The organism is Acidovorax sp. M2(2025) (assembly GCF_049330835.1).
Taxonomy (GTDB): domain Bacteria; phylum Pseudomonadota; class Gammaproteobacteria; order Burkholderiales; family Burkholderiaceae_C; genus Acidovorax.
The window spans coordinates 3,330,717-3,343,952 of sequence record NZ_CP186262.1 but is presented as its reverse complement, the minus strand read 5'-3'; the positions used below and the strand labels follow the sequence as shown (position 1 = coordinate 3,343,952).

The window sequence follows — 13,236 nt, the reverse complement described above, 5'->3', positions numbered from 1 at the left end:
GCAGAGGCGTAGCCTGTGCCGCCCTATGTCCCGTTGGGCCTCATTAGCCGTTGCAAAAGCAAAAAAGCCGCTGCGGATGCAGCGGCTTTTTAATGTTGTGGTGCCCAGGAGAGGACTCGAACCTCCACGATGTTACTCGCTAGTACCTGAAACTAGTGCGTCTACCAATTCCGCCACCTGGGCTTTCAGATCAGCCTCGAATTATAGAGCAAATTTTTCGGTGGTTTGAAAACTTGCCAAAGAAATTCTGAAAAAGTGCGAACCGCCGTGTTGGATGGGGCCGCCGGCCTCGGCGCGGAACGCCGGGGCCACAAAGCAAAAAGCCGCTGTGGTTGCAGCGGCTTCTTTATTCTGAAAACCTGCATCAGGTTCTCGTTAAACTTGGTGCCCAGGAGAGGACTCGAACCTCCACGATGTTACTCGCTAGTACCTGAAACTAGTGCGTCTACCAATTCCGCCACCTGGGCATTTCAGGAAAGACTCAGATTGTATATCAAAAAAACCATCCCCGGATCGCAACCGTCTGCGCATTTGTCGCAAGAGATCGAAGGCAGCGTGCAGGGGCACCGTGACGGGCACGGGTTCGTCATCCGCGACGATGGCGAAGGCGACATCTACATTCCCCCCAACGAGATGCGGGCCGTGCTGCACAAGGACCGGGTGCGCGTGCGCATCGTGCGCCAGGACCGCCGCGGCCGCCCGGAAGGCCGCGTGGTCGAGATCATCGAACGCCCGCCGCAGCCCATCATCGGCCGGCTGCTGCAGGAAAGCGGCGTATGGCTGGTGGCGCCCGAGGACAAGCGCTACGGCCAGGATGTGCTGATTCCCAAGGGCGCGACGGGCGCCGCCAAGCCGGGGCAGGTGGTGGTGGTTGAATTGACCGAACCGCCCGCCCTGTTCGGCCAGCCCGTGGGCCGCATCACCGAAGTGCTGGGCGAGGTGGACGACCCCGGCATGGAAATCGAGATCGCCGTGCGCAAGTACGGCGTGCCGCACGAGTTCTCCGAGGCCTGCCTGGCCGAGGCCAAGGCGCTGCCCGACAAGGTGCGCGCACAGGACAAGAAGCGCCGCGTGGACCTGACCGACGTGCCGCTGGTCACCATCGACGGCGAAGACGCCCGCGACTTCGACGATGCCGTGTACTGCGAGCCCGCCAAGGTGGGCCGCAGCAAGGGCTGGCGCCTGCTGGTGGCCATTGCCGACGTGAGCCACTACGTGGAGACCGGCAGCCCCATCGACATCGACGCCTACGACCGCGCCACCAGCGTGTACTTTCCGCGCCGCGTGATCCCCATGCTGCCCGAGAAGCTCAGCAACGGCCTGTGCTCGCTCAACCCCGAGGTGGAGCGCCTGTGCATGGTGTGCGACATGCTGATCACCGCCAAGGGCGAGATCCACGCATACCAGTTCTACCCGGCCGTGATGTTCAGCCACGCCCGCTTCACGTACACCGAGGTGGCGGCCATCCTGGCCAACACGCGCGGGCCCGAGGCCGGCAAGCGCAAAGAGCGCGTGAAGGACCTGCTGAACCTGCACGACGTGTACCGCGCGCTGCTCGTGGCGCGCCAGCAGCGCGGCGCGGTGGATTTCGAGACGACCGAGACGCAGATCGTCTGCGACGAGAACGGCCGCATCGAGAAGATCGTGCCGCGCACCCGCAACGACGCGCACAAGCTCATCGAAGAGGCCATGCTGGCCGCCAACGTGTGCAGTGCCGATTTCATCGCCCAGGGCGGCCAGCCCGGCCTGTTCCGCGTGCACGAAGGCCCCACGCCCGAGAAGCAGGAGATCCTGCGCAACTACCTCAAGGCCATGGCCGTGGGCATGACGATCGGCGACAGCCCCAAGCCGGCCGAGTTCCAGGCCATTGCCGAGGCCACCAAGGAGCGGCCTGACGCGCAGCAGATCCACACCATGCTGCTGCGCTCCATGCAGCAGGCCATCTACACGCCCATCAACAGCGGCCACTTCGGCCTCGCGTTCGAGGCCTACACGCACTTCACCAGCCCCATCCGCCGCTACCCGGACCTGCTGGTGCACCGCGTGATCAAGGCCATCCTGAACAAGACCCGGTACCAGCTGCCCACGCTGCCCACGCCGGGCGAGGCCCATGCCAAGCTGGCCAAGCGCCTTGCCGCGCGCGTGGCGGCCCCAGGCACCAAGCCGCGCCGCGAAGACGCCAAGCCGGCCAGCCGCGACACCCAGGCCTGGGAAGCCGCCGGCCTGCACTGCAGCGCCAACGAGCGCCGCGCCGACGAGGCCAGCCGGGACGTGGAAGCCTGGCTCAAGTGCAAGTACATGCGCGAGCACCTGGGCGAGGAATACAGCGGCGTGGTCAGCGCGGCCACCAGCTTCGGCATCTTCGTGACGCTCGATGCCATGTACGTCGAAGGGCTGGTGCACATCACCGAGCTGGGCGGTGAGTACTTCAAGTTCGACGAGGCGCGCCAGGAGCTGCGCGGCGAGCGCACGGGCATCCGCTACTCCATCGGCACCCGGGTGCGCGTGCAGGTGAGCCGCGTGGATCTGGACGGCCGCAAGATCGACTTCCGCCTGGTGCGGGAAGGCGAAGAGCTGCTGGGCCGCGCGCTCAAGGACAAGGGCATGGGCCCTGATGGGGCTGGCGGCGGTGCGCGCAAGGCCGGAGGCCGTGCGGGTGGCCGCAAGGCAGACAAAGGCGCTTCGATGTCGGCTACCGAAAAGGCGGGCTTGACCCGCGAGCGCGCGGCGCGTTCGCCTGTCCAGTCGCTGAAGGCCTCGGTCAAGAAAGCGGTGGCGGACAAGGCCAGCAAGGGCAAGGCGCGCAAGCCGCGCCGGGGGTGACCTGCCGCGAACCCCTGGGCACGGGGTGTTGAACCGGATTGCTCACCAATTGATAGCTGCTACCGCTTGATGGACGGGCGGTAGTGGCTGTTTTTTATTGCGTTTTCTGAGTTGCCGCTGTGCCGGATGGGACAAGCCCTTCCAGAAAACGGGCATACCGCTGTGCCGTGCCGGCGGGCGCTTCCATCATCGGCAGATGGCCGATGCCGGGCAGGGCTGCCAGTTGCGCCTGGGGCAGCAGCTTTTGCAGGGGCTGCAGGCCCGAACGGTCAAACACGTGGTCGTTGTCGCCCCACAGCGCCAGCACCGGGTGCTTTTGCAGGCCGCCCAGGCGCTGCTCCAACAGGTAGCGGTCCTTGAGCTGGGCGTCCCACAGGCGGGCGTTCGACTCAGCGTTGCGCAGTGCCGCCTGCTCGGTGGCGTGCAGGATGGGGTAGGGCAGGAAGGGGCGTTTTTCAAACACCAGGTCCATCATGGCGCTGAAGGCTGCGGCGTCGTGGGCGACCAGGGGGCGCTGCCCGGCGTCGATGAGGCGGTCCATGGCGCTGGGCTGCGGGGAGCGGATGCCGTGGGGTGCGCCGATGAAGGCCACGCTGGCCACGCGCTCGGGGTGCTGCAGCGCAAACAGCGCGGCAATGGTGCCGCCCATGGAGTTGCCCGCCAGGTGGGCCTTCTCAATGCCCAATGCGTCCAACAGTGCGCCCAGGCGCTGGGTGTGCGCGGCATAGTCATAGGCTTGGTCGTCCAGCCGGGTGCTCTCGCCAAAGCCAGGGAAGTCTGGGGCAATCACCCGGTAATGGCCGGTGAGAGGGCGCGCAAAATCCACCCAATGGTCCTTCTCCGCAAATATGCCGTGCAGCAGCACCAGAGGCGTGCCGCCCGGGTTGCCGGGCGCCGGTTGGGATGGCGCACCGCTGTCCAGGTAGTGGATGGTGTGCAGCGCGGCGGAGGTGGTTTTTTCTTCCATGCCCGAGAGGCTGCGGTTGAGGTGCAGCAGCGGCTCCTTCAGCAGCGACGGTGCGCCGTAGTAGAGGCCTACGCTGCCCAGCGCGAGGGCGGCGGCAACAGAGAAGAAGGCGATGCGTTTCAAGAACCAGTCTCCAATAGAACGATGGGGTGCCGTGGTGCTGCGCTGGGGGCGCGCGCCGGGGTCTGGCAAGGCTACCGGGAACCGTGCCGCAAGACTTGTAGGTTTGGGCTATGCCGCAGCGCGCGAACACCCTGACGCTGGGCACTGACCGCGCGCTGTATGTGGGCGAGATCCCGGCCACGGGCTGGCATTGCCATGCGTCGCCCGTGCTGCTGATGGGGCTCTCGGGCCGGTTTGCGTTGCGCTGGGGCGCGGGACGGATGGAAACCTGCCGCAGCGCGCTGGTAGATGCCGGGGTGGAGCATCTGTTCGACCCCCGCGGTGAAGTGGTAGCACTGGTGTACCTGGAGCCTGATTCGCCGGAGGCGCGCAGCCTGCGCGGCGTGTTCCAGCGGCAGGGGGGCGTGCTGCCGGATGTGGCGGCGCCGGTGGGCGGGCGTGCGGCCATGGAAGGCCATCTGCGCGCTTTCGATTTACCGGCCCTGCTGCACCACTACCTGTTGCAGGCGGCGCCCCCGCTGGACCCGCGTGTGGCCCGCAGCTTGCATGTCTTGCGCCGCCCGCAGCAGGCGCCTGGGCGTCTGGCGCGGGCGGGGCTGGCGTCCGGGGTGCAACTGTCGGCCTCGCGCTTCAATCATTTGTTCCGCGCCGAAATGGGCGTGAGCCTGCGCAGCTACCGCGTGTGGTCGCAGGTGAGGCTGGCCATGGCGGGGCTGGCGGTCAGCCCGCGCCTGACAGATGCGGCGCTGCACGGCGACTTTGCGGACTCGGCGCATTTCAGCCGCATGTTCCGCCAGACTTTTGGCATGACGCCGTCCAGCGTGCTCAAGCCCCTCAAGCAGGTCACGCTCCTGGACTAGGGCCTGTTCACACGCCGTGCCAGCGCGCTGGCGGTGAGGGCCTGGTCCGCTGGCCACGCGTCGGCAGCCTGTCCGTGCTGGTATACCGCTTCGCTCGCAGCGCGTAATGCGCTGGCACCCGCGGCCAGGTGCGCTCCCACCATCCCTGCCAGCACATCGCCCGTGCCCGCCGTGGCCAGCCGCGCGTTGCCCGTGGGGTTGATGGCCGGGATGCGGTCGGGCGCGGCGATCACGGTGCCGGAGCCCTTGAGGACTGCCACGCAGTTGAATTGCGCCGCCAGTTGCTGGGCGGCGCCCAGCCGGTCGGCCTGAACCTCGGCGGCGGTCAAGCCCAGCAGGCGCGCGGCCTCCAGCGGGTGGGGCGTGAGCACGGTGCTCTGTCCGTGCTGGCCGCGTGCCACCACCAGCGCGTGCAGCGCGGCCTGGCTGGCGATGGTGTTGAGCGCGTCGGCGTCCAGCACCAGGCGGGCCGATCGGGTCAGCACCTCCGGCAGCACGGCCGCAACCGCTTGGCCTCCGCCGCAGCCGCAGACCACCGTGAGCTGCTCCAGCGCCAGCGCATCAAAGCGCCGGAACATCAGCTCCGGCTGCAGTGGGTCGATTTGCAGGTGGCCCTGGTCGAGCAGCGCCACCAGCACGCGCCCCGCGCCGCTGTGCAGTGCGGCCGATGCCGCCAGCAGCCCGGCGCCCGCCATGCCGAGGCCGCGCGCGGCAAGCCCTTCGCCGCCCACCACGGCCACGTCGCCGTAGGTGCCCTTGTGGCTGGCGTGGGCGCGCAGGGCTGGCGCGGCCGGGCCGCACAGCCAGGCGCTGGGAGGCTCGTTGCCGGCGGAAACGTCCAGGTCGTCCCACCAGACCTGGCCTGCTGCATCCCGACCGGCGGCGGTGAACAGTCCGGGCTTCAGGGTGAGCAGGCTCAGCGTGTACCGCGCAGGGCGCACGGCAAGGGCGGGGTGGGGCGGGGTGTCGGGGCCCAGGCCCGGGGCAAACTGGCCGGTGTCGGCATCCAGCCCGCTGGGCAGGTCTACCGCCAGGACCGGGGCCGTGCCGTGGTGCAGCGCCCGCAGGCAGGCCTGCAGCCGCGCCGGGGCAGGGCGGGCGGGGGCCGCGGGGGAGGCAGAGACGCCAATGCCCAGCAGGGCATCGATGCACAGGTCGGCGGGCGTGAGGTCGGCCGGCGGCGCATCGGCCCACTGCACGCCCGCGGCCTGCGCCCGGGCCCAGGATGCGCGGGCGTCGGCGGGGGCGGTATCTGGCTGGCCCAGCCACGTCACCACCACCTGCCGGCCTGCGCGCTGCAGGTGTGCGGCGGCTTCCAGCCCATCCCCGCCGTTGTTGCCCGGGCCGCAGGCGATCCAGACCGTGCGCGCGTGGGGCGCCAGGGCCAGCGCCAGCCGCGCAACGGCTTTGCCGGCACGCTGCATCAAGGTGTGCGGGGGCAGGGCGGCGGCGGCAGCCTGCTCCAGGCGCCGGGTGGCAGCGGTGTCGTGCAGGGGCTGCGGCTGTTGGGCGGTGATGCGGTACATGGGACTCAGCGGCGGGACGCCGGCCGGGGCTGCGATGGCCGCCATTGTGCGCCGGCGGGCGGCGGCAGGCGGCGGGCGCGCCGCCGGGCCGGGTGGGTCAGAACGTGCGCAGGCCCAGGCCGTCCAGCGAGACCTCGGGCTCCCGCTGCGCGATCAGGTCCGCCAACGCGCGTGCGCAGCCGCAGGCCAGGGCCCAGCCGCCCGCGCCGTGGCCGGTGTTGATCCACACGCCGGGCGCGCTGCCAGGGCCGACCACGGGGGCGCCGTCGGGCAGCAGCGGGCGCGCGCCGCGCCACACCTGCAGGCCGGAGGACAGCTGCGCGCCGCCAGGGAACCAGTCGTTGAGGGTGCGGTACAGGCGTTGCAAGGTGGGCGTGTGGTGCGCTGCGCCAGCACCCGCCAGCTCGGCGCCGCCGGCAATGCGCACGCGCTGGCCCAGGCGGGTGATGGCGATCTGCTGTGCCACGTCCACGATGCTGCCGCGTGGCGCGTGGGTGGCCTCGCGCAGCGGCGCGCTCACGGAGTAGCCGTACACCGCGGCCATGGGCAGCCGCAAGCCGAGCGCCGGTGCGGCAGACGCGAGGCCCGCGCACAGCACGACAGCGTCGAAGCGGCGGACCTGGGGCTCCCCCTGCAGGGAAAGCGCAAGTGGGGAGGTGCCGATCCGCTCCACGCGGGTGTTGAACGCGAATTCCACGTGGGCCCCTTGCAGGCCCTGGCGCAACTGCTGGGCCAACAGGCGGCAGTTGCCCGCGGCGGCGGCGGGCAGGTGGATGGCGGCGGCCAGCGGCGATTCGGGCGAGAGGCCGGGTTCGGTGCGGCGCGCGGCGTCGGCATCCATCTCCTGCCAGGCCACGCCGGCTTCGCGCAGGATGTCCAGCGCTGGCTGGAGCTGTGCGCGTTCCTGTTCGGTGCGCAGCAGCAGCAGGCGGCCCTCGCTGCCTTCGATGTCCAGTTCGTGCTGGCTGGCAAGGGCCTGCAGGCGCGCCAGGCTGTACTGGGCCAGGCGTTCCAGTGCGGCGGCCGGGGCGCTGCGCGTGCGCGCAGCCTGGCGCCAGCGGCGCAGCCAGACCAGGTTGGCGCGGCTCCAGCCGCCGGCCAGGCGCAGTGTGGCGTGGGCGCCCATGAGCCGCAGCGCAGGGCCGAAGCCCGGCAGGGCCCAGGGGTTGGTCAGGTGCGGTGCCAGCAGGCCCGCCGTGGCAAAGCTGGCCTCCTCGGCTGCAGCGCTGTGTTGTTCAAAAACGGTGACTTCGTGGCCGTCGCTGGCCAGCTCGTACGCAGTGGTGACGCCGGTGATGCCGGCGCCCACGATGGCGATCTTCATGGATGGGAGTGATTTTGGCGTTCAGCGCAATATTATCGCGCGCCAGCAGCTATTGTTTTTGTAGTGCTTTTTCGATTTGAAGGCCCACATTCAGCACGGTGTCGTCCCGAAGTGCGCCGTGCCACACCATCAGCCCGACGGGGAGTTCGCCCTGCTGGTGGCAGGGCAGGGACAGTGCGCAGCCGTCCAGCAGATTGACCACGCTGGTGTTGCGCAGCAGCAGGTTGTTGACCCGGAAGAATTCCGCATCCCGGGCGGCGTCTTGCGCTGGGTCGGTGCCATCGGCGGGCGCTACGTCGGCCAGCAAGGGGGCAACGATGGGTACCGTGGGGGACAGCAGCGCGTCGTAGGCCGCCATGCCATCCAGCATGCGCGCGATCCAGTGCTGGCGCGCGTGCAGCAGGTCGATGTACTCCCAGGCCATCAACGAGGCGCCCTTTTCAATGCGGGTCCGCACCCGCGGGTCGTACTGCCCACCCGCCTGCTGCAGCAAGCTGCGGTGCCAGGCATAGCTCTCGGGTGCGGCAAAGCCGTAGGCCGGCGGCTCCTGCACGGCCGGCAGGTCGATGGTGTCGATCTGCGCACCCGCCTGGCGCAGGACCTGGAGGCTGCGCTCAAACGCCCGCGCCACGGTGGCATCCAGCCCGTCCAGAAAGAGCGTGGAGGGCACGGCCAGCCGGTATTGCGACAGCGGCGCCAGGCTGCGTGTCACGCGGCGCGCCGCCAGCACCTCGTGGGCCAGCAGGGCGTCGCGCACGCTGCGAGTCATGGCGCAGACGGTGTCCAGCGTGGTCGACAGCGGCACCGCGCCGGCGGTGGGCACCCGCTGGGCGGTGCTCTTGAACCCCACGATGCCGTTGAGCGCGGCCGGGATCCGGATGGACCCGCCCGTATCCGATCCCAGCCCGATGAAAGCCGCCCCGGTGGCCACCGAAACCCCCGCGCCCGAGGACGATCCCCCCGGCACCCGCGGCGCCCCTGGGATCGCCCCGAAGCGCGCGTCCCAGGCCGCGGGCGTGCCGTAGTGCGGGTTGACGCCGACGCCGGAAAAGGCGAACTCGACCATGTTGGTGCGCCCGATGAGGGTGGCGCCCGCCGCCCGCAGCCGCGCCACGGCCGGACTGTCCTGCCGCGCCGGCGCGGCATCCTTGAGCACGGTGGAGCCGGCGGGGGTGGGCTGGCCCGCGATGTCGAACAGGTCCTTCACGGACACCGCGAGGCCCGCCAGGGGCATTTCCGCCAGGCCCGGGCGGGCCGCGGCGGCACGCGCGCTGTCAAACAGGGTGTGCACGAAGCTGTGGGTGTTGCTGGCGGCCTGCGCTGCGTCGATGCAGCGCTCCAGCTCGGCGGCGGGCGTGGTGGCGCCGCCCCGCAGTTGCTCACGGGTGGCGATCAGGTCTGGAAGCATGGGTGTGCTAGAATCTTTGGGTTTTGCTGGGAGCAGTAGCCGCCGGCGCAGTCTGCAAGGGCATTTTGGGGGATATTGCAATATCGCCAAGTGCCCTTTGCAGGAGTCGCGTCTCCGGTGGTCCTTGCGGCAAATCAATCGCAAAGCAGCCCCGTCAAGGTGTTGTGGCGCCGTGCAGCATGAAGAAACACGGCGTTGCAAATTCAGGGGCTGATTTTAGACCTAACCTTTGGAGTCTCCTTATGTCCGTCACCATGCGCGAAATGCTGGAAGCCGGTGTCCACTTCGGCCACCAAACCCGCTTCTGGAACCCCAAGATGGCCCCGTACATCTTCGGCCATCGCAACAAGATTCACATCGTCAACCTGGAAAAGACGCTGCCTCTGTTCCAGGAAGCACAAAAGTTCGCCAAGCAGCTGACGGCCAACCGCGGCACGATCCTGATGGTCGGCACCAAGCGCCAAGCCCGTGAAATCCTGGCAACGGAAGCGCAACGCGCTGGCGTGCCTTTTGTGGACCAGCGCTGGCTGGGCGGCATGCTGACGAACTTCAAGACCGTGAAGACCTCGATCAAGCGCCTCAAGGACATGAAGGCCCAGCAAGAAGCCGGCCTCGACAACCTGAGCAAGAAAGAGCAACTGACGTTTGCCCGCGAAATCGAGAAGCTCGAGAAGGACATCGGCGGCATCCAGGACATGGCTGCGCTGCCGGACGCCATCTTCGTGATCGACGTGGGCTTCCACAAGATCGCCGTGGCAGAAGCCAAGAAGCTGGGCATCCCGCTGATCGGCGTGGTGGATACCAACCATTCGCCCGAAGGCATCGACTACGTGATCCCCGGCAACGATGACTCGGCCAAGGCCGTGACGCTGTACGCCCGTGGCATCGCCGACGCCATCATCGAAGGCCGCGCCAACGCGGTGAGCGACGTGGCCAAGGCAGCAGCCTCGGAAACCGCTGACGAATTCGTGGAAGTGCAAGAAGCCGCCGCCTAAGACCCGGCTGCGCGATCCGTCGCGGACAAAAGCGGGGCCCCTGGTGAGCCCCTTTTTTTTAGCCCGAATCTGTATCGACTGAACTGAACACTGAAGGAACAAAGATGGCTGCAATTACCGCAAGCATGGTGGCTGAACTGCGTGGCAAGACCGACGCTCCCATGATGGAATGCAAGAAGGCACTGACCGAAGCCGATGGCGACATGGCCAAGGCGGAAGAGCTGCTGCGCGTCAAGCTGGGCACCAAGGCTGGCAAGGCCGCCTCGCGCGTGACGGCTGAAGGCGTGGTGGCCAACTTCATCAACGGCAACGTGGGCGCGCTGATCGAAGTCAACAGCGAAACCGACTTCGTTTCCAAGAACGACAGCTTCATCGCCATGGCCAACGCCGCTGCCAAGCTGGTGGCCGAGCACAACCCTGCCGACATCGAAGCCCTGGGCGCGCTGCCCTACGAGCAGGACAGCTTCGGCCCCACGCTGGAAGACGTGCGCAAGGGCCTGATCGGCAAGATCGGCGAGAACATGTCGTTCCGCCGCTTCAAGCGCTTCAGCGGCTCCAACCTGGCCGCGTACCTGCACGGTTCGCGCATTGGCGTGGTGGTGGAGTTCGACGGTGACGCTACTGCCGCCAAGGACGTCGCCATGCACGTGGCCGCCATGAAGCCCGTGGCCCTGACCAGCGCCGACGTGCCTGCCGAACTGATCGCCAAGGAGCGCTCGGTGGCCGAAGGCAAGGCTGAAGAAGCCAACAAGGAACTCGTGGCCGCTGGCAAGCCCGCGCAGAGCGCCGAAATCACGGCCAAGCGCATCGACGGCGCCGTGCAGAAGTACCTCAAGGAAGTCTCGCTGGCCGACCAGGTCTTCGTGAAGGCCGCCGACGGCAAGCAGACCGTGGCCCAGATGCTCAAGGCAGCCAACACCAACGTGAAGGGCTTCACGCTCTACGTCGTGGGCGAAGGCATCGAGAAGAAGGCCGACGACTTCGCTGCCGAAGTGGCTGCCCAGGTGGCTGCCGCCAAGGCCGCTGCTGCCTGACCGGCAGTACCGTCCCGTTTGTTCCCGCCACCGTTCACCGCCGTATTGCCTTTGGAGAAATCGCCCATGTCCCACGCCGCACCAGCCCACAAGCGCATCCTGCTCAAGCTGTCTGGTGAGGCGCTGATGGGGGAGGACTCCTTTGGCATCAACCGGGCCACCATCGTCCGGATGGTTGAAGAGATCGCCGAAGTCACGCGCCTGGGCGTCCAGGTGGCCGTGGTGATCGGGGGGGGCAACATTTTCCGCGGCGTGGCGGGCGGCTCCGTGGGCATGGACCGCGCCACTGCCGACTACATGGGCATGCTGGCCACCGTCATGAACGCGCTGGCCCTGGCCGATGCCATGGACAAGCAGGGGCTCACCGCCCGCGTGATGTCCGCCATCGCCATCGAGCAGGTGGTGGAGCCCTATGTGCGCCCCAAGGCGCTGCAATACCTGGAAGAGGGCAAGGTGGTCGTGTTCGCCGCGGGCACGGGCAACCCCTTCTTCACCACCGACACCGCCGCCGCGCTGCGCGGGGCCGAGATCGGCGCCGAAGTGGTGCTCAAGGCCACCAAGGTGGACGGCGTTTATACTGCCGACCCCCAGAAAGACCCCGCGGCCACGCGCTACACGAAGCTCAGCTTCGACGAGGCCATGTCCCGCAACCTGGGCATCATGGATGCCACCGCTTTCGCCCTGTGCCGGGACCAGAAGCTTCCCGTGCGGGTGTTCTCCATCGTCAAGCATGGCGCTCTCAAGCGCGTGGTGATGGGAGAAGACGAAGGTACGCTGGTTTACGCTTGACGACGTTGCAGGGCCTGCGCGAAATGCGGGCCGGCCCCAGGAGAAAAACATGACGATTGCCGACATCAAGAAAAACGCAGAAACCAAGATGGACCAGTCCATCGCCGCGTTCAAGAACAACCTGGCGAAGATCCGCACCGGGCGTGCGAACCCCGCGCTGCTCGACGCCGTGCAGGTGGAGTACTACGGCTCCATGGTGCCCCTCTCCCAGGTGGCCAATGTGGCACTGATCGATGCGCGCACCATCAGCGTCCAGCCCTGGGAAAAGGGCATGGGCGCCAAGATCGAGAAGGCCATCCGCGAAAGCGACCTGGGCCTGAACCCCGCCTCCATGGGCGACCTGATCCGCGTGCCCATGCCGCCCATGAGCGAAGAGCGCCGCAAGGAAATGACCAAGCTGGCGCGCAACGAGGGCGAGGGCGCCAAGATCGCCGTGCGCAACCTGCGCCGTGATGCCAACGAAGCCGTCAAGAAGCTGGTGAAGGACAAGCTCGCCTCGGAAGACGATCAAAAGCGCGCCGAAGCCGACGTGCAGAAGTTCACCGACAAGCACATCGCCGAGATCGATGCGCTGGTGTCCGCCAAAGAGCAGGAAATCATGGCCGTTTGAGCCCCCGGGGCTTGACCGTTTCCATGTCCAAAAATCCCGGGGTGCCCCACCACATCGCCATCGTCATGGATGGCAACGGCCGCTGGGCGACGCGCCGCTTCCTGCCGCGCCTGGCGGGCCACAAGCAAGGGGTGGATTCCCTGCGCCGCTGCGCACGCGCCTGCGTGGACCGCGGCGTGGGGGTGCTGACCGTCTTTGCCTTTTCCTCCGAAAACTGGAACCGTCCCGCCGACGAGGTGTCGGGCCTGATGGAACTGCTGGCCAAGGCGCTGGCGCGCGAGGTGCCGCAGCTGAAGAAGGACGGGGTGCGGCTGCACTTCGTGGGGGAGCGGGCCACTCTCTCGCCCAAGGTGCGCGACGGCCTGGCCCAGGCGGAGGCCGCCACGGCGGAGAACACCCGCCTCGTGCTCAACGTGTGTTTCAACTACGGCGGGCGCTGGGATATCGCGCAGGCTGCCGCCGTGCTGGCCTCGCGGGGCGAACCGATCACCGAAGCCAGCCTGAATGCCGCGATGGGCCTGGCCCACGTGGCCGACCCCGATCTGGTGATCCGCACGGGCGGCGAGATGCGGATCAGTAATTTCCTGCTGTGGCAGGCGGCATACTCCGAGTTCTACTTCAGCGACCGGCTGTGGCCGGATTTCGACGAATCGGCGCTGGACGAAGCCATCGCGGCCTTCGCGGGCCGCGAGCGCCGTTTTGGCAAAACCTCCGAACAGATCCTGGCGGCGCAACCCCATCCGATGCCGGGCTGAGAGCGGGTGGTGCGCCGCCCCA

At 68.0% G+C, this 13,236-nt stretch carries 11 protein-coding genes and 2 tRNA genes; 7 read left to right on the top strand and 6 right to left on the bottom strand.

All coding sequences use genetic code 11. The features are described 5' to 3' along the window. Positions 1-98: 98 nt before the first annotated feature. A tRNA-Leu gene (locus tag ACOYR3_RS15505) sits at positions 99-183 on the bottom strand. A gap of 199 nt (positions 184-382) precedes the next feature. Further along, positions 383-467: transfer RNA gene (locus tag ACOYR3_RS15500), tRNA-Leu, on the bottom strand. 19 nt (positions 468-486) lie between these two features. Here ACOYR3_RS15500 and rnr point away from each other — a divergent pair. Beyond that, positions 487-2,823: a ribonuclease R gene (gene rnr, locus ACOYR3_RS15495; protein WP_422843234.1), complete on the top strand. Its 2,337-nt coding sequence runs from the start codon at positions 487-489 to the stop codon at positions 2,821-2,823. Between the two features lie 94 nt (positions 2,824-2,917). On the opposite strand, the gene ACOYR3_RS15490 is transcribed toward rnr, so the two are convergent. Beyond that, positions 2,918-3,913, bottom strand: coding sequence for an alpha/beta fold hydrolase (locus ACOYR3_RS15490; protein WP_422843233.1), 996 nt, complete (start codon positions 3,911-3,913; stop codon positions 2,918-2,920). Positions 3,914-4,023: 110 nt separating this feature from the next. On the opposite strand from ACOYR3_RS15490, the gene ACOYR3_RS15485 reads away from it, so the two are divergent. Beyond that, a complete protein-coding gene (locus ACOYR3_RS15485) occupies positions 4,024-4,773 on the top strand; it encodes a helix-turn-helix domain-containing protein (protein ID WP_422843232.1) in 750 nt (249 codons plus the stop codon). On the opposite strand, the gene ACOYR3_RS15480 is transcribed toward ACOYR3_RS15485, so the two are convergent. The 3 genes from ACOYR3_RS15480 to ACOYR3_RS15470 all read right to left on the bottom strand — a co-directional run bounded on the left by ACOYR3_RS15480 (position 4,770) and on the right by ACOYR3_RS15470 (position 9,031). Continuing rightward, positions 4,770-6,299, bottom strand: coding sequence for an NAD(P)H-hydrate dehydratase (locus ACOYR3_RS15480; RefSeq protein ID WP_422843231.1), 1,530 nt, complete (start codon positions 6,297-6,299; stop codon positions 4,770-4,772). The two genes, ACOYR3_RS15485 and ACOYR3_RS15480, sit on opposite strands and share 4 nt — an antisense overlap. Before the next feature lie 97 nt (positions 6,300-6,396). Further along, positions 6,397-7,623: an FAD-dependent oxidoreductase gene (locus ACOYR3_RS15475; protein WP_422843230.1), complete on the bottom strand. Its 1,227-nt coding sequence runs from the start codon at positions 7,621-7,623 to the stop codon at positions 6,397-6,399. A 49-nt stretch (positions 7,624-7,672) separates the two neighbouring features. Beyond that, positions 7,673-9,031: an amidase gene (locus ACOYR3_RS15470; RefSeq protein ID WP_422843229.1), complete on the bottom strand. Its 1,359-nt coding sequence runs from the start codon at positions 9,029-9,031 to the stop codon at positions 7,673-7,675. A gap of 242 nt (positions 9,032-9,273) precedes the next feature. Between ACOYR3_RS15470 and rpsB the strand changes: the two genes are divergently transcribed. From rpsB to uppS, 5 genes are all read left to right on the top strand, one after another. Further along, positions 9,274-10,026: a 30S ribosomal protein S2 gene (rpsB, locus tag ACOYR3_RS15465; protein ID WP_291485038.1), complete on the top strand. Its 753-nt coding sequence runs from the start codon at positions 9,274-9,276 to the stop codon at positions 10,024-10,026. 104 nt (positions 10,027-10,130) lie between these two features. Further along, positions 10,131-11,060, top strand: coding sequence for a translation elongation factor Ts (gene tsf / locus ACOYR3_RS15460; RefSeq protein WP_422843228.1), 930 nt, complete (start codon positions 10,131-10,133; stop codon positions 11,058-11,060). A gap of 66 nt (positions 11,061-11,126) precedes the next feature. Then, positions 11,127-11,849, top strand: a complete 723-nt coding sequence (gene pyrH / locus ACOYR3_RS15455; protein ID WP_291485041.1) for a UMP kinase — start codon at positions 11,127-11,129, stop codon at positions 11,847-11,849. A gap of 49 nt (positions 11,850-11,898) precedes the next feature. Further along, positions 11,899-12,459, top strand: a complete 561-nt coding sequence (frr, locus tag ACOYR3_RS15450; protein ID WP_422843227.1) for a ribosome recycling factor — start codon at positions 11,899-11,901, stop codon at positions 12,457-12,459. A 23-nt stretch (positions 12,460-12,482) separates the two neighbouring features. After that, complete coding sequence (gene uppS, locus ACOYR3_RS15445; RefSeq protein ID WP_422843226.1) at positions 12,483-13,214, top strand: polyprenyl diphosphate synthase; 732 nt, start codon at positions 12,483-12,485, stop codon at positions 13,212-13,214. Positions 13,215-13,236: the final 22 nt, after the last annotated feature.